Origin of the sequence: Couchioplanes caeruleus (assembly GCF_003751945.1) — a bacterium.
GTDB classification, from domain to species: domain Bacteria; phylum Actinomycetota; class Actinomycetes; order Mycobacteriales; family Micromonosporaceae; genus Actinoplanes; species Actinoplanes caeruleus.
The window spans coordinates 5,387,062-5,401,771 of record NZ_RJKL01000001.1 but is presented as its reverse complement, the minus strand read 5'-3'; the positions used below and the strand labels follow the sequence as shown (position 1 = coordinate 5,401,771).

17 protein-coding genes are annotated in these 14,710 nt (G+C 71.5%); 8 read left to right on the top strand and 9 right to left on the bottom strand.

Annotated elements, in window-relative coordinates; translation table 11 throughout:
- The first annotated feature begins 25 nt into the window (after positions 1-25).
- Positions 26-508 (top strand): Lrp/AsnC family transcriptional regulator, encoded by a 483-nt coding sequence (locus EDD30_RS24110; protein WP_071807442.1) that lies wholly within the window; start codon positions 26-28, stop codon positions 506-508.
- On the opposite strand, the gene EDD30_RS24105 is transcribed toward EDD30_RS24110, so the two are convergent.
- The 6 genes from EDD30_RS24105 to EDD30_RS24080 are packed head-to-tail and all read right to left on the bottom strand — an operon-like array spanning position 497 to position 4,183.
- A complete protein-coding gene (locus EDD30_RS24105; RefSeq protein ID WP_071807443.1) occupies positions 497-988 on the bottom strand; it encodes an SRPBCC family protein in 492 nt (163 codons plus the stop codon). The two genes, EDD30_RS24110 and EDD30_RS24105, sit on opposite strands and share 12 nt — an antisense overlap.
- Complete coding sequence (locus tag EDD30_RS24100) at positions 975-1,340, bottom strand: ArsR/SmtB family transcription factor (protein WP_071807444.1); 366 nt, start codon at positions 1,338-1,340, stop codon at positions 975-977. The genes EDD30_RS24105 and EDD30_RS24100 overlap by 14 nt, the downstream gene beginning before the upstream one ends.
- Positions 1,341-1,370: 30 nt before the next feature.
- Positions 1,371-1,829, bottom strand: a complete 459-nt coding sequence (locus EDD30_RS24095) for a MarR family winged helix-turn-helix transcriptional regulator (RefSeq protein ID WP_244945383.1) — start codon at positions 1,827-1,829, stop codon at positions 1,371-1,373.
- Positions 1,830-1,888: 59 nt separating this feature from the next.
- Positions 1,889-2,398, bottom strand: a complete 510-nt coding sequence (locus EDD30_RS24090; RefSeq protein ID WP_071807445.1) for an ASCH domain-containing protein — start codon at positions 2,396-2,398, stop codon at positions 1,889-1,891.
- A gap of 49 nt (positions 2,399-2,447) precedes the next feature.
- Positions 2,448-3,533 (bottom strand): redox-regulated ATPase YchF, encoded by a 1,086-nt coding sequence (gene ychF, locus EDD30_RS24085; protein ID WP_071807446.1) that lies wholly within the window; start codon positions 3,531-3,533, stop codon positions 2,448-2,450.
- Between the two features lie 11 nt (positions 3,534-3,544).
- Positions 3,545-4,183, bottom strand: coding sequence for a hypothetical protein (locus EDD30_RS24080; RefSeq protein ID WP_071807447.1), 639 nt, complete (start codon positions 4,181-4,183; stop codon positions 3,545-3,547).
- A gap of 78 nt (positions 4,184-4,261) precedes the next feature.
- Between EDD30_RS24080 and EDD30_RS24075 the strand changes: the two genes are divergently transcribed.
- From EDD30_RS24075 to EDD30_RS24055, 5 genes are all read left to right on the top strand, one after another.
- Positions 4,262-5,731 (top strand): AlkA N-terminal domain-containing protein, encoded by a 1,470-nt coding sequence (locus EDD30_RS24075; RefSeq protein WP_123678481.1) that lies wholly within the window; start codon positions 4,262-4,264, stop codon positions 5,729-5,731.
- Positions 5,722-6,237 carry a methylated-DNA--[protein]-cysteine S-methyltransferase gene (locus tag EDD30_RS24070; protein ID WP_071810073.1) on the top strand — a complete coding sequence of 172 codons (516 nt, stop codon included), beginning with the start codon at positions 5,722-5,724 and terminating at the stop codon, positions 6,235-6,237. The genes EDD30_RS24075 and EDD30_RS24070 overlap by 10 nt, the downstream gene beginning before the upstream one ends.
- Complete coding sequence (valS, locus tag EDD30_RS24065) at positions 6,234-8,765, top strand: valine--tRNA ligase (protein ID WP_071810069.1); 2,532 nt, start codon at positions 6,234-6,236, stop codon at positions 8,763-8,765. Before EDD30_RS24070 ends, valS begins: the two co-directional genes overlap by 4 nt.
- A 284-nt stretch (positions 8,766-9,049) precedes the next feature.
- Positions 9,050-9,589, top strand: coding sequence for a hypothetical protein (locus tag EDD30_RS24060; RefSeq protein WP_071810072.1), 540 nt, complete (start codon positions 9,050-9,052; stop codon positions 9,587-9,589).
- A 246-nt stretch (positions 9,590-9,835) separates the two neighbouring features.
- Positions 9,836-10,612 carry a hypothetical protein gene (locus EDD30_RS24055; protein WP_143163066.1) on the top strand — a complete coding sequence of 259 codons (777 nt, stop codon included), beginning with the start codon at positions 9,836-9,838 and terminating at the stop codon, positions 10,610-10,612.
- Positions 10,613-10,747: 135 nt separating this feature from the next.
- Here EDD30_RS24055 and EDD30_RS24050 read toward each other — a convergent pair whose 3' ends face one another.
- Positions 10,748-10,945, bottom strand: coding sequence for a hypothetical protein (locus EDD30_RS24050; protein ID WP_148088158.1), 198 nt, complete (start codon positions 10,943-10,945; stop codon positions 10,748-10,750).
- A 129-nt stretch (positions 10,946-11,074) separates the two neighbouring features.
- The gene (locus EDD30_RS24045; RefSeq protein WP_071810067.1) at positions 11,075-12,235 is read right to left on the bottom strand and encodes a DNA recombination protein RmuC; all 1,161 of its coding nucleotides are present in this window, start codon (positions 12,233-12,235) and stop codon (positions 11,075-11,077) included.
- Positions 12,236-12,290: 55 nt separating this feature from the next.
- On the opposite strand from EDD30_RS24045, the gene EDD30_RS24040 reads away from it, so the two are divergent.
- Complete coding sequence (locus tag EDD30_RS24040; protein WP_071810066.1) at positions 12,291-13,013, top strand: hypothetical protein; 723 nt, start codon at positions 12,291-12,293, stop codon at positions 13,011-13,013.
- Positions 13,014-13,080: 67 nt separating this feature from the next.
- On the opposite strand, the gene EDD30_RS24035 is transcribed toward EDD30_RS24040, so the two are convergent.
- Positions 13,081-14,088, bottom strand: a complete 1,008-nt coding sequence (locus EDD30_RS24035) for a 4-hydroxy-3-methylbut-2-enyl diphosphate reductase (protein ID WP_123678858.1) — start codon at positions 14,086-14,088, stop codon at positions 13,081-13,083.
- A gap of 105 nt (positions 14,089-14,193) precedes the next feature.
- On the opposite strand from EDD30_RS24035, the gene EDD30_RS24030 reads away from it, so the two are divergent.
- Positions 14,194-14,709, top strand: coding sequence for a hypothetical protein (locus tag EDD30_RS24030; RefSeq protein ID WP_143163065.1), 516 nt, complete (start codon positions 14,194-14,196; stop codon positions 14,707-14,709).
- Position 14,710 lies beyond the last annotated feature (1 nt).

The window sequence follows — 14,710 nt, the reverse complement described above, 5'->3', positions numbered from 1 at the left end:
CAAAGTACCGAATAATCTTCGGAGGATGAGCACCGATCTGCAATTCGATCCGGTTGACGTCGCGATTCTGCGCCTGTTGCAGAACGACGGCCGGATCGCCAACAAGGACCTCGCCGCGGCCGTCGGCGTAGCGCCGTCCACCTGCCTGGACCGGGTGGCACGGCTGCGGCGGGCCGGGGTGATCACCGGCTACGCCGCTCAGGTCGATCCGGCGGCGGTCGGCCGCGATCTGGAGGCGTTGCTGATGGTCCAGGTGCAGCCGCACGCGCGCGGCGTGGTGGACCCGTTCGTCGCGCACGTGCTGTCGCTGGCGGAGACCCGCGCCCTGCACCACGTGACCGGGGCCGACGACTTCATCGTGCACGTCGCCTGCGGCAGCACCGCCGACCTCCAGCGGCTGGTGCTCGACGAGTTCACCGCGCGGCGGGAGGTCGGGCGGGTCCAGACGCATCTGATCTTCTCGACGTGGTCCGGCCCGCCGGTCCTCCCGTACACGTCAGTCCAGTGAGATGGCGACCAGTTCGAGGGCGTCCATGCCCTCCTGCATGCCGCCCTCCATGCCGGAGTCGATGACGGCGTCCCGGCCGGCCTTGTCTCGGAGCTCGCTCAGCATCTCCATGTAGGTGCGGCCGTCCTTCTCGGTGAAGGTGGTGGTGACCAGGGCCGCGTTCCCGTCCGGGTCCGGGACGCCCTCGTACGCCTCGGTGTTCACCAGGCGCACCGGCTCCTGGATCTCGCGGTACTCGCCGTGGAAGGCGACCTCGAACCCGCCGTCCGCCTCCATCACGTAGCGCCACCTGCCGCCGACCCGCAGGTCGACCTCGGCGCTGACGACCGTGCCGCGTTCGCCGCTCCACCACCGCTTGATCAGCTCCGGCGTGGTGTACGCCTTCCACACCAGCCGCGCCGGGGCATCGAACTCGCGGGTGATGAGGATCTGGTTGTCGGCAGGGAGGGTGACCTTCGCCGTGCCTTTAGTGCTCGCCATCGTGTGCCTCCGCTTCCTTGAGCTCGTCTTCCCTGAGCTCGTCGAGGACGTCGTCCATGAGGTCGAACCGCGCGTTCCAGGCCTGCTCGTACTTGCGCAGCCAGTCGTGGATGGATTTCAGCGGGGCGGCGTTGATCCGGTACATCCGCTGCCGCCCCTCGTCGCGGACGTGCACCAGGTCGACCTCGCGCAGGACGCGCAGGTGCTTGGAGACCTGGGGCTGGGCGAGGCCGAGCAGCTCGACGATGTCGTTGACGGGCCGCTCACCCGCCGCCAGGAGGTCGAGGATCTGCCGTCGCCGAGGCTCGGCCACCGCGTTGAACGCGTCCGTCGTCGTTGCCGCGCGTGCCATGCGACAATCATATGCCCGTAAGGGAATATGTCAATCGTCGCCGGTCATGCCCTCCAACGCGGCCGCAAGCAGGTTCAGGTCGAGGTCACCGAGGTGCGCGAAGATGTGCCGCCGGACGCTGGTCAGGTGGCTCGGCCAGGCCTCGCGCAGCCGGGCGAGCCCGGCCTCGGTGAGCACGGCGTTCTGCCCGCGGCCGTCGCTCTCGCACCGGATCCGCCGCAGATGACCCTGGGACTCCAGCTTCGCGGCGAGCCGCGTCATCCCGCTCAGCGACATGTCGGCGGCCGCGGCGAGCTCGCTCATGCGCAGGATCCGGCCCGGCGACTCGGAGAGGTGGCGCAGCACGGCGTACTCGCTGAGGGACATGCGCTGCTCGCGCTCGAGATCCGCGTCCAGCATGCGAGGCAGTACCAGCATGAGCCGCCCGAGCGCGCGCATGACCGCCTCCTCCTCGGCGCTGAGCGGCGCAGGCGGCGGCGTGGCGGACACGATCCCGATCGTACGGTCCCGACGACCGACGTCCGGTCGACGAGCCGCTCCGGCACTCCTCAGTCGGCGAATTCCGGGGGAAACACCACACTGAACCGCTCGAACAGAACCTCTTCGTTCTCGCTCCAGGCCCTGCCCACCGCGGCCGAGCGCCGCTGCCAGTAGCCGCGGTGCTCGCGCATCCAGCTCTCCCGGGTCCGGTCGTCCTCGCCCTCGTCGTAGGCGAACGCCTCGTCGACGCTGAGGAAGGAGCCGATTCTCAGCTCGGTGGTGCGCAGCACCATGCGGGGCGCCCCGGCACCGTCGCAGACGATCCAGTGCGCGCCGATCCGGGGCAGCGATTCACCCTCGGCCAGGTATTCGCCGACCCACGAGGAGGTGGCCCGCTTCTGGCCGTCCGCGACCAGGCGGAGCAGTTCGTCGGCGAGCTCGGCCGAGTCGCCGAACCGTTCGACGGTGTAGTCCGGGCTCGCCTGGGCCGCACCGGGCCGCGCCGCCGCATACCGCCCCCAGAACTCCGCCGCGGCCGAGGCATCCAACGGCGCGGGAGTGGTACGGGCCTGCGACATAGCGCCATGCTGCCACCCGCCGCCGACAATCAGGCGGCAGGCCCCACCGTCACACGTTGAAGCGGAACTCCACCACGTCGCCGTCCTTCATGGTGTAGTCCTTGCCCTCCATGCGGACCTTGCCCGCCGACTTCGCCGCGGACATCGAGCCTGCCTCGATCAGGTCGTCGTAGCTGACGATTTCGGCCTTGATGAAGCCTCGCTGGAAGTCGGAGTGGATGACTCCGGCCGCCTCCGGTGCCGTTGCGCCGATCGGGATGACCCAGGCTCGGGCTTCCTTCGGGCCGGCCGTCAGGTAGGTCTGCAGGCCGAGGGTCTGGAAGCCGACCCGGATGAGCTGGTTGAGGCCCGGCTCGGTCTGGCCCGTCGATTCGAGGAGCTCCATCGCCTCGTCCTCGGGGAGGTCGATCAGCTCCGACTCGATCTTCGCGTCCATGAAGATGGCCTCGGCCGGTGCCACCAGGGCCCGGAGCTCGTCGAGGAAGGCGGCGTTGCCCAGTTCGGCCTCGTCGACGTTGAAGACGTAGAGGAAGGGCTTGACCGTCAGCAGGTGCAGCTCGGCGAGCAGCTCGAGGTCGATGCCGGCCGCCTGGGCCCCGGCGTACAACGTCGTGCCGTCGTTGAGGAGCTTGAAGGCCGCCTCGGCCGCGGCCACCGCCGGGGCGCGATCCTTCTTGAGCTTGGCTTCCTTCTGGAGCCTCGGCAGGGCCTTCTCGACCGTCTGGAGGTCGGCCAGGATCAGCTCGGTGTTGATCGTCTCGATGTCGTCCGCGGGCGAGACCTTGCCGTCGACGTGCAGGACGTTGGGGTCCGAGAAGGCGCGGACGACCTGGCAGATGGCCGAGGCGTCGCGGATGTTGGCGAGGAACGCGTTGCCGCGGCCCTGGCCCTTCGAGGCGCCGCGGACCAGGCCGGCGATGTCGACGAAGGAGACGGGCGCCGGGATGATCTTCTCGCTGCCGAAGACCTCGGCAAGCTTGGTCAGCCGCTCGTCGGGCAGCCCCACGACGCCGACGTTCGGCTCGATCGTCGCGAACGGGTAGTTCGCGGCGAGCACGTCGTTCTTGGTCAGGGCGTTGAAGAGGGTGCTCTTGCCGACGTTGGGCAGGCCGACGATCCCGATGGTAAGGCTCACGACAGGCCAGTCTACGGTGCCCGCAGCCGGAGGGGATCGTCCGCCATCGCGCGCAACTGCGCCGCCACCGGCGAGCCCGGGCGGATGGCGTCCGCGAGCGCTCGCAGCTCGGCCTCGGGGAGCTGGGGGCTACCGATGCCGCGCAGCGGGACGGTCACGTTCCGCCCGCCGGGCTCCCGCGCGACGAGCTGCGGCACGCGTTCGACGGTCTCGGCGGCGGTGTCGGCGTTGCGCTTCAGGAAGTAGGCGCCGACCGAGATCTCGGCCGCCGCCAGGTCGACCGTCCGGGTACGCAGGGCGCCGCGCACCGACACCCGCGTGCCGTCGAGCCAGGCCGCGGTACGCAGGGACTTGAGCGCGAGATAGATACCCAGCAGGAACACCGGGATCCCGACGAGGCCGAGGAGATGCAGAGGGCCGAGACCGGCGAACAGCCACTCACCCTCGGCGACGCAGTCGCGAACCTCCGGCGGCAGCAGCGACGGCGGGATGCCGGACACCTCGTCGGGCGACGGGCACGACGGATCACCACCACCCGGCAGGAAGCCGAGCGGTAGCAGTGCGAATCCTGCCCCGGCGGCGGCGAACACCAGGCCGAAGCCGACGCCGAACGCCTTGGCCACGGGCGGGGCGCCGATGGAGAGCCTCATGGCGGCAGCATAGAGCGCCCACGCCCATGTCCGAATCCCGCCAGCCGGGTGGGTGCCGACGGAGGCAGACTCGTCGGCATGGAACTGGACTTCGAGCGGTGCTACCGGGCCGTCGACAGCCGTGACCAGCGCTTCGACGGCTGGTTCTACACGGCCGTCCGCAGCACCGGCATCTACTGCCGCCCGTCCTGCCCCGCCGTCACACCGAAACGGGAGAACGTCACCTTCCTGCCCAGCGCCGCCGCCGCGCAGCGCGGCGGGTTCCGGGCCTGCCGCCGCTGCCGGCCGGACGCCGCGCCCGGTTCGCCCGAGTGGGACGTCCGCGCGGACGTCGTGGGACGGGCGATGCGGCTCATCGGCGACGGCGTCGTCGACCGCGAGGGGGTGCCCGGCCTCGCCGGGCGGCTCGGCTACACCGAACGGCACCTGCACCGCATGCTCACCGCCGAGCTGGGTGCCGGGCCGCTCGCGCTGGCCCGCGCCCAGCGCGCCCAGACCGCGCGCATCCTCATCGAGACGACCGACCTCGGTCTCGCCGAGATCGCGTTCGCGGCCGGGTTCGGCAGCGTCCGGCAGTTCAACGACACCATCCGTCAGGTGTACGCGCGTTCGCCGAGCGGCCTGCGGGAACGCCGGGCAGCGCGGCGGTCCGAGCCCGGCACGATCTCGTTGCGGCTGGCGTACCGGGCACCGCTGCACGCCGGGGCGCTGCTGGAGTTCCTGGGTGCCCGGACACTACCCGGGGTCGAGGAGCGCGACGGGCCGACGTACCGTCGCGGTCTGCATCTGCCGCACGGGAGTGCGACCGTCGCGCTGACCCCGGCCGACCGCTTCGTCTCCGCGACGCTGCGGCTCGCGGACGTGCGCGATCTGGCGCCCGCGGTGGCCCGCTGCCGCCGGCTGTTCGACCTGGACGCGGATCCGGTCGCCGTCGACGGCACGCTGGCCGCCGATCCCGCGCTCACCGAAAAGATCAACACCGAGCCGGGGATACGGGTGCCGCGCACGGTCGACGGCTTCGAGATGACCGTACGGGCGATCGTCGGCCAGCAGGTCTCGGTCGCCGGCGCCCGCACCACGCTCGGCCGCCTGCTCGGTCGCGCAACCCCCGGCGAGCCGCGCGGCTTCCCCACCCCCGGCGAGCCGCGCGGCTTCCCCACCCCCGGCGAACTGCGCGGCTTCCCCACCGCCGAGGCCGTCGCAGCGCTGCCCGACGAGGCGTTCCGGATGCCGGCCGCCCGCCGGCAGAGCATCCGGGCGCTGGCCGAGGCGGTCGCCGACGGCAAGCTCGACCTGGAACCCGGCGCCGACCGGGAGGAGGCCGTCGCCCGGCTGCGCGAACTTCCCGGCATCGGCGCGTGGACCGCCGGATACGTGGCGATGCGCGCCATCGGCGACCCCGACGTCTTCCTTCCCGCCGACGTGGCGGTGCAGCGCGGCGCCCGGGCGCTCGGCCTGCCCTCCGACCCCCCGGCGCTGGCCGCGCACGCCGAGAGGTGGCGGCCCTGGCGCTCCTACGCCCTGATGCGACTTTGGAGATCAGCATGATGGAGTACACGACCCTCGAGACCCCGGCCGGCCCGTTCACCTATGTCGTCAGCGACGCGGGGGCGGTGCGGGCCGCCGGATTCACCGCGGATGCCGGTGAGCTGCTTCCCCTCGTACACGAAAGGCTGCGGGAGGAGACGCGGCCCGCAGCGTCACCGGGGCCGGTGGGTGACGCGGTTCGGTCCTATCTCGACGGTGATCTCACCGCGATCGACGAGGTCGTGGTCGATCAGCACACCGGCGGGCCGTTCCTCGCCCAGGCCTGGCGGGTGATGCGCGAGATCAAGCCGGGCGCGCCGCTGACCTACGCCGGCTTCGCGGAGTTGACCGGCCGGCCCGCCGCGATCCGCGCGGCGGCCACTGCCTGCGCGCGCAACGCGGCGGCGCTGTTCGTGCCCTGCCACCGGGTGCTGGGCACGGACGGGACGCTGCGCGGATACCGCTGGGGGCTCGGCGTGAAAACGTGGCTGCTGGAGCACGAGCAGGCCCGTAGCCTGACCGCATGACTGATACGGCAGGTACCGCGCGCGCCGGTCTGCCCGAGCGGCCGTCACTGGACGGGCTCGAGGACAAGTGGGCGCGCCGCTGGCAGGAGGAGGGCACGTACGCGTTCGACCGCTCGAAGGAGCGCGCCGACGTGTACGCGATCGACACGCCTCCGCCGACCGTATCGGGCGAGTTGCACATGGGGCACGTCTTCTCGTACACGCACACCGACGTCGTCGCGCGGTTCCAGCGGATGCGCGGCAAGACCGTCTTCTATCCGATGGGATGGGACGACAACGGGCTGCCGACCGAGCGGCGGGTCCAGAACGTCTACGGGGTCCACTGCGACCCGTCGCTGCCGTACGACCCGGCGTGGCAGCCGCCCGCGACGCCACCGAAGCCGGCCGCCGCGGTGTCGCGGCGCAATTTCGTCGAGCTGTGCGGCCGGCTGACCGTCGAGGACGAGAAGGTGTTCGAGGCGTTGTGGCGGCGGCTGGGGCTGTCCGTCGACTGGGCGATGACGTACACGACCATCGGAGCGAGGGCGCAGGCGGTCTCGCAGCGGGCGTTCCTGGACAACCTCGCGCGCGGCGAGGCGTACACGTCCGAGGCCCCGACGCTGTGGGACGTCGGCTTCCGGACGGCCGTCGCGCAGGCCGAGATCGAGGACAGGGAGCGGCCCGGCGCGTTCCACCGGCTGCGCTTCCACGGCAGGCGCGGGCCGGTCGAGGTCGACACCACCCGGCCGGAGCTCCTGCCGGCCTGCGTCGCGCTGGTCTGCCCGCCGGACCACCCGCTGGTGGGCACGACCGTCCGCACGCCGTTCTTCGACGTCGAAGTCCCCGTGTACGGACACGCGCTCGCCGACCCGGACAAGGGCACCGGCGTCGCGATGGTCTGCACCTTCGGCGACCTGACCGACGTCATCTGGTGGCGTGACCTGAGTCTGCCCACCCGCGTCGCGCTCGGCCGCGACGGGCGCTTCCTGCCGGACCGCCCGGCCGGTGTTCCCGAGGCGGCGTACGCGCACTTCGCCGGGCTGACGGTCAACGCCGCCCGGCGCGAGATCGTCCGGATCCTCGCCGAGACCGGCGATCTGCTGGGCGAGCCCCGCCCGGTCACCCACCCGGTGAAGTACTACGAGCGGGGCGACTCGCCGCTGGAGATCGTCACCAGCCGCCAATGGTTCATCCGCAACGGCGGACGCGACCAGGACCTGCGCGAGGTGCTGCTGGCCCGGGGCCGGGAGCTGCGCTGGACGCCGGAGCACATGCGACACCGATACGAGCACTGGGTCGGCGGTCTCACCGGCGACTGGCTGATCAGCCGGCAACGCTTCTTCGGCGTGCCCATCCCGGTGTGGTACCGGCTCGACGACGCTGGCGAGCCGGACTACGGCCAGCCTCTCATACCGGACGTTTCGGCGTTGCCGGTCGACCCTTCCTCGGACTGCCCGCCCGGTTTCGACGAGTCCCGGCGCGACACCCCGGGCGGCTTCACCGCCGATCCCGACGTCATGGACACCTGGGCCACCTCGTCGCTTACCCCGCAGATCGCCGGCGGGCTCGGCAGCGACGACGACCTCTTCCGGCGTGTCTTCCCGATGGACCTGCGCCCCCAGGGCCAGGAGATCATCCGAACCTGGCTGTTCTACTCGGTGGTCCGGGCACAGTTCGCGCACGGCACTCTGCCGTGGACGACCACGGTGCAGTCCGGCTGGATCCTCGACCCGGACCGCAAGAAGATGTCGAAGCACAAGGGCAATGTGGTCACGCCGACGGACCTGCTCGAACAGCACGGCTCCGACGCGGTCCGCTACTGGGCGGCGAACGGGCGGCCCGGCGCCGACCTGGCGTTCGACCCGGCGCAGATCAAGGTGGGCCGGCGGCTGGCGACGAAACTGCTCAACGCCTCGCGCTTCGCGCTCGGACTGGGCGCCGCCGACGCCCTGCGCCGTCCGGTCACCGCCGACCTCGACCGGGCCGTTCTCGCCCGGCTCGCCACGGTGGTCGACCAGGCAACCGCGGCCCTCGACGCGTACGACCACACGACGGCACTGACCACCGCCGAAGCGTTCTTCTGGACGTTCTGCGACGACTACATCGAGCTGGTGAAGGACCGGGCGTACGCGTCCGGCCCGGCCGGCGACTCGGCGCGAGCCGCCCTCGCGAGCGGGTTGTCGGTGCTGGTGCGGCTGTTCGCGCCGTTCCTGCCGTACGCGACCGAGGAGATCTGGTCGTGGTGGCGCTACGGCTCGGTGCACCGCGCCACCTGGCCGACCCGCTACGAGCTGCTGCGCGTCGCCCCCGACGGCGACGCGGAGCTGCTGGATCTGGCGGGCGATGCTCTGCGGCAGGTGCGGCGGGCCAAGTCGGACCGCAAGCTGTCGATGAAGGCGGAGGTGCCGCTGGCCGAGGCGCTCGGGCCGGCGTCGCTGCTGCAGCGGCTGTCGCTGGTCGAGCCGGATCTGCGTGCGGCGGGCCGGATCGGCAAGCTCGACATGCTCCCGGACCGCACTCCCGAGCTCGTCATCGCCTGCGCCTTCTGACCACTGCCGGTGCGCCGGGCCGGATCCGGCCCGGCGCACCACTCGGCCCCGACACACCACTCGGCCCGACACATCACCCCGCCCGGCGCTCCCCCGCCCGACACATCACCCCGCCCGGCGCTCCCCCGCCCGACACATCACCCCGCCCGGCGCTCCCCCGCCCGGCACACCGCACCGCACGCCGCACCACTATTGCCGGGCTCGGTGCCGGCCGGGTGCTCGTGGGGCCGGGACTTCGCCGAAGCCGGACCTGCGGACGGCCGGAACACGGCAGCATGGTGGGCATGTCCCTACCGCCCGAGGAGGTCGAGCCGCCCGCCGCGGACGCCGTGCTGTTCCGGTCCTCACCGGGGCGGACGTTCGTGATCATGGCCGCGGTGCTGCTGGTCGCCTACGTGGCCGTGTCACCCCTGGTCGCCTTCCTGCTGGGCGCCCCGCAGGACCCGTGGTGGGTGACCGCCGCCCAGGGCGCGGTGATCGGCGCGCTGGTGGGGGGCGGCTATGCGCTGTCGTCCCGCTCCGCGATGCGCACCTGGGTGCGGGCCTCGTCCGCGGGCCTGGAGCTGGCCGCCGAGGGCAGCGACCCGGTGCTGCTGGCCTGGCCGGACATCGACCGCGCGGTGGTGCACCGCCGGGGCCTGCGAACCGTGCTGGACGTGACACCGATCGACCTCGACCGGGTCCACCCGGTCGCCGACGGCGACGACGGCTGGCCCACCCTGCACGACGAGGCGGACGGCGCCCCGGCCTTCACCGCCGACCTCACCCAGGTCTGGCCCGGACCGCGAGCCCTGCGCCGCGAGCTTTCCCGCCACCTCCACTGATCGCCGCAGAGGTCAAGAAAACCATCTGTGATGATCAACTCATCCCGTCCGGCGCGACGAGCCGGCCTGCCCGATACCGCTGGTCACGTCTGACTAGACGCCGATGATTCGTCGGCGCACAGTGCCTCTGACCTTTATAAACAACTCTGTTTCCGCGAAGATCTTGTGATTCGAAAGCCCATGCTTGGATCGACTCCACGAGGCCACGAGCCTCGACCATCCTCCACCGATGCTCGGGAGAGATCCTTGCGCGCAACCAGAATCGCCATGTCCGCCCTCGCGGCCGTCGCCCTATCGGCACTCGTCGCACCGACGGCCGCTTCGGCCGGTCCGGCCCGCACGACGTCGACGCCGACCACCGTCGCCCCGGCGCCGAAGACCTACTCATACAGCTTCGCCGGCACCGCGCAGGGCTGGCAGGCCGACTTCGCCGACTACTCGCCGGAGCAGGGCGAGGAGAGCATGGAGTTGAAGTCGGGCATCGCCCCGCTGCCCGCGGGAACCGAGCACGGCAACGGGTTCTTCATCCAAGGCCACAACCGCAGCGACGATCTCTTCATGTTCTTCAAGAAGCGCCTCGGACCGGCGGACGGCATCCTCCCCGGGCAGCGATACTCGGTGCAGAGCTCGGTGTCCTTCTGGTCCAAGGAGCCCACCGGATGCCTCGGCAGCGGAGGATCCGCGGGCGGCTCGGTCCACGTCAAGGCGGGCGCCTCCACCGCGGAACCGCGCGTCTACCTCGATGCGGCGAACCACTACCGGGTCACCCTGGGCAAGGGCCAGCAGAAGAACGGCGGCCCGGAGTCCGCCTACCTGGGCAACATCGAGAACGGCCAGGAGTGCGGTCAGGCCAAGAAGTGGACCAAGGTCACTCGTACCAGCCCCAGCCACACCGCGCTCACGGTGCAGGCCGACGCCCAGGGCTACCTCTGGCTCAACGCCGGCACGGACTCCGGCTACGAGGGCCTGACCCAGCTCTACTACTCCAACATCACGACCACCCTCACCCCTCGCTCAGGGTGAAGGTCACCGCTCGCCAAGGCATCTGAGCGCTGCCGGCGAACGGACGACGAGCCGGGCCCGGCCCGCACACCCACGTGGTCCGCGGGCCGGGTCGAAACTCGGGTCAGTCGTCACTCGGCTCAGTCGTCACTCGGCTCAGTCGTCGAACTCGACGCCATGGGACTTCGCCAGCTCCACAAGTTCGCGCAGGCGGCCTTCGTCTGTCGCGACCGTGCGGAGCCGACCGGCGAGATCATCGGGCACGTCTCGATGACGGCTGGTGGCGACGTAGGCGCCACCTTCCGGATCCGGCTCGTAACGACCCTCGAGAGTGGAGGCGTCGGTCATGACCATCAGTTCGACGATCCCTTCCAAAGAAATAGCCGTGGGGCTCGTGGCCGAATTCGGCGATCACGTCCTCCACGTCGGTCGCGCCCGCCTCCAACCACAGGGCGTACTCGCCCGGCGCCGTCTCCACCACGCTCAGCGGAACATCGCGGAGCCGGGCTCTTCGAACAGCTCGGGGGCCTGCGGCTGGCGCGGGGTCAGCTCGACCTGGGCGGGCACGGCCAGTTCCTCGTCGGAGACGCCCATTTCGGCGAGTTTGCGGGCGCTGACCAGCACACGGGACTCCAGGGAGCCGACCGCGCGGTTGTAGGCCGTCACTGCGCCGCCGAGGGAGGCGCCCAGCTTGCCCACGTGGTCGCCGAGGGTGGCGAGGCGGCCGTACAGCTCGCGGGCCAGGCCGTGCACCGCTAGCGCGTTGCGGGCCAACGCCTCTTGGCGCCACGAATATGCCACTGTCCGCAGCAGCGCCACCAGCGTCGCCGGCGTCGCCAGCACGACGTTGCGGGCGAACGCGTGCTCCATCAGCGTCGGGTCCCGTTGCAGGGCGGCGTCGAGGAACGGGTCGGCCGGCACGAAGAGGACCACGAAGTCGGGGGTCTGGTCGAACGCAGTCCAGTACGCCTTGCCGGCCAGCGCGTCCACATGGCCTCGCAGCACCCTCGCGTGCTGGTCCAGGTGGGTGTCGCGGGTGCGCTCGTCACGCGCCTCCATGGCCGACAGGTACGCGTCGAAGGGCGCCTTCGCATCCACCACCACCGACCGCCCACCGTGCAGACGTACCACCATGTCGGGGCGTACGCCCTGGTGATCGGTGCGGGACGAAACCTGCTCGGCGAAGTCGCAGTGTTCGAGCAGGCCGGCGGCCTCCACGATGCGGCGCAGTTGGTGCTCGCCCCATCGGCCCCGGACCTGGGGCGCGCGCAGCGCCGCGACGAGTTGTCTGGTCTCGGTGCGCAGCTCGCCGGAAACCAATCCCATGGCTCGCACCTGCTCGCGCAGCTCGGCGTAGGCGTCGATCCGCTCGCGCTCGAGGTCGGCGACGCGCTCCTCGTAGCGGCGCAGCGTCTCGTGCAGGGGCGCCACGGCGCGCGCGACGGCCTCCTGCGACTGGGCGGTGGACTCATAGGACAGCGCTCGCAGCGACTGCTCGAGGCGTTCCTCGCCGTCGCGTCCGGCCTGGACCGTCGCCTCCAGCCGGGCGATGTCGGCCGCGGCCCGCAGCCGCGCGGCCAGCCAGCCGAGCGCGGCCCCGACCGCCAGGCAGATGACCACCACGGCCAGCGTCGAGAAGCTCACCCCGCGAGCTTGCCAGAGGGGTACGACGTTTCCCCCTCCGGCGTACCGTCGAGCCATGAAGGTGTTTCTGCTGTTGATCCTGGTCCTGGTCGTGGTGGCGGCCGTCGTGGCCTGGCGCCGCGGCAGCGCGGCCCGTGAGCGGCGGCAGCTCGACGACGCCCGCGCCGAGGCTCAGCGCTGGTACGAGCGCCTCGGCGGGCAGGTGATGAACCTGCACGGAGACGACCCGGCGGCGCGCCAGGCGCTGGCCGACGCCGGCGAGCGCTACAACGCGGCCGGGGGCCAGCTCCAGCAGGCGAAGACCGTCAGGCAGTGCGAACTGGCTCGGGAGTCGGCGCTGGAGGGACTCGCGTACGTACGGGCGGCCCGCACCGCCATGGGCATCGACCCGGGCCCGGAGCTGCCGCCGTTACACGGTGCGCAGGGTGCCGGACGGCTGACCCGCGAGCGCGAGGTCACCGTGCAGGGGCAGCACTACCGGGCGGGGCCCCAGCCCGGCCCGGAGACCCCTCACTACTACCCCGGTGGCCGCATCCAGGGCCGCCCGGTCCCGTCCGGCTGGTATTCGACACCGGTGTGGAAGACCGCCCTCGGTGCGGGCGCCGGGGCCCTCGGCGGCATGTTGATCTTCGATGCGCTTCTGTCGCCGGGCTTCGGCGACATGGGCTTCACCGAGGGCTACGAGGAAGGCTTCCAGGACGCCGCCGGCGACTTCGGCCAAGGCGACTGGGACGGCCAAGGCGACTGGGGCGGCGGAGACTTCGGCGGAGACATCTGAAGAGGTGTGACGAACGAAGCGGTCACGAACCCAGCGGTCACGAACGAAGCGGTGACGGGTGAGGCGGTTACGAGCGGGCGGCGGCCGCGGCCTTCATGTCGCGACGCAGCTCCTGGGGCAGCGAGAACGTGAGCCGCTCCTCGGCCGTGGTGTACTCGGTCACCTCGCCGAAGCCCCGCTCCGCGAGATGGGCGAGCACCTCCATGACCAGATCCTCCGGGACGCTGGCGCCCGAGCTGACGCCGACCGTGGTGGCGCCCTCCAGCCACTCGTCCTGGATCTCGGTGGCGTAGTCGACCAGGTGCCCGGCCTTGGCGCCGGCACCCAGGGCCACCTCGACCAGGCGTACGGAATTGGAGGAGTTGGCCGAGCCGACCACGATGACCACGTCACACTCCGGCGCGATCTCCTTGACCACGTGCTGGCGGTTGGAGGTGGCGTAGCAGATGTCGTCGCTGGGCGGCGACTGCAGCAGCGGCAGACGGGTCTTGAGCCGGGCCACGGTCTCCATGGTCTCGTCGACCGACAGCGTCGTCTGGGACAGCCAGACGACCTTGGCGGGGTCGCGGACCACCACGTTGTCGACGTCGTCGGGGCCGTCGACTAGCTGGATGTGCTGCGGCGCCTCGCCCGCCGTACCGATGACCTCCTCGTGGCCCTCGTGGCCGATGAGCAGGATGTCGTAGTCGTCCGCGGCGAAGCGCCTGGCCTCGTGGTGCACCTTCGTGACCAGCGGGCAGGTGGCGTCGATGGCCTTGAGGTTGCGCTCGCGGGCCTGCTCGTGGACCTCGGGGGCCACGCCGTGCGCCGAGAAGACGACGGTGGAGCCCTCGGGCACCTCCTCGTTCTCCTCCACGAAGATCGCGCCGCGGGCCTCGAGCGTGCTCACCACGTGCTTGTTGTGCACGATCTGCTTGCGCACGTAGACCGGGGCGCCGTAGAGCTTGAGCGCCTCCTCCACCGTCTGCACCGCGCGGTCGACACCGGCGCAGTAACCCCGCGGCTTGGCGAGGAGCACACGCTTGCGGACTGGGGTGCTGGCTTCGGAGGTCACCCGGCCATGGTACGTGCCCACCGCCGGGAACTCGCGGCCTGCGATACGCACCACAGCGGCCCGATCATGATCGTCGTGGCGGCCTGCCCCAGGGACGTTTCGCCGCGGGCGCGGCATACTCGGCCGGTGAGCGACACTGACGTGGCCGCCGGCAGGACCGGCACCGGACCCCGTATCGGGGCCTTGACCAGGGGTTTTGCCGGTGCTGTCACGTTGGTCGGTGCGCTGACCTGGATCCTGCTCAACCTCCAGGCGCCCGGCCGGCAGGCCGATCTGGTGGTGGGCGCGGTCCTCGCCGTCGGCGGGCTGGTGCTGCTGATGCCGCACCGGGTGCCGCTGCCGGCGCTACCGACGGCGGGCGCCTCCGTCGCGGCGGCCGTCGGGGGCGCGCTCGCCGGGCTGCTCACGGAAACCACGCGGACGGGCGGAATGTGGGCGTACGTGGCCCGCCGGGGCTGGCCGTACGAGTGGCTGAACCGGGGCGCGGTGGCGGACGATCCGCAGACCGCCCGGGCCCTCGCCGAGCAGGCGAGCTGGCAGGTGGACGCGGTGAACCTGACCGCGACCGCCGTGTTCTGGGGTTTCCTCGGCCTGCTGCTGGCCGCGGCCGTCACCAGGACGAGACGCGTTTCCGCACTCTGAC

Coding starts and splice junctions, on each gene's coding strand:
- EDD30_RS24050 (WP_148088158.1), bottom strand. CDS start 10,945: ATGGTCATGACCGACGCCTCCACTCTCGAGGGTCGTTACGAGCCGGAT.
- EDD30_RS24105 (WP_071807443.1), bottom strand. CDS start 988: ATGGCGAGCACTAAAGGCACGGCGAAGGTCACCCTCCCTGCCGACAAC.
- EDD30_RS24075 (WP_123678481.1), top strand. CDS start 4,262: ATGGAACTGGACTTCGAGCGGTGCTACCGGGCCGTCGACAGCCGTGAC.
- EDD30_RS24090 (WP_071807445.1), bottom strand. CDS start 2,398: ATGTCGCAGGCCCGTACCACTCCCGCGCCGTTGGATGCCTCGGCCGCG.
- EDD30_RS24080 (WP_071807447.1), bottom strand. CDS start 4,183: ATGAGGCTCTCCATCGGCGCCCCGCCCGTGGCCAAGGCGTTCGGCGTC.
- EDD30_RS24060 (WP_071810072.1), top strand. CDS start 9,050: ATGTCCCTACCGCCCGAGGAGGTCGAGCCGCCCGCCGCGGACGCCGTG.
- EDD30_RS24100 (WP_071807444.1), bottom strand. CDS start 1,340: ATGGCACGCGCGGCAACGACGACGGACGCGTTCAACGCGGTGGCCGAG.
- EDD30_RS24040 (WP_071810066.1), top strand. CDS start 12,291: ATGAAGGTGTTTCTGCTGTTGATCCTGGTCCTGGTCGTGGTGGCGGCC.
- EDD30_RS24110 (WP_071807442.1), top strand. CDS start 26: ATGAGCACCGATCTGCAATTCGATCCGGTTGACGTCGCGATTCTGCGC.
- valS (WP_071810069.1), top strand. CDS start 6,234: ATGACTGATACGGCAGGTACCGCGCGCGCCGGTCTGCCCGAGCGGCCG.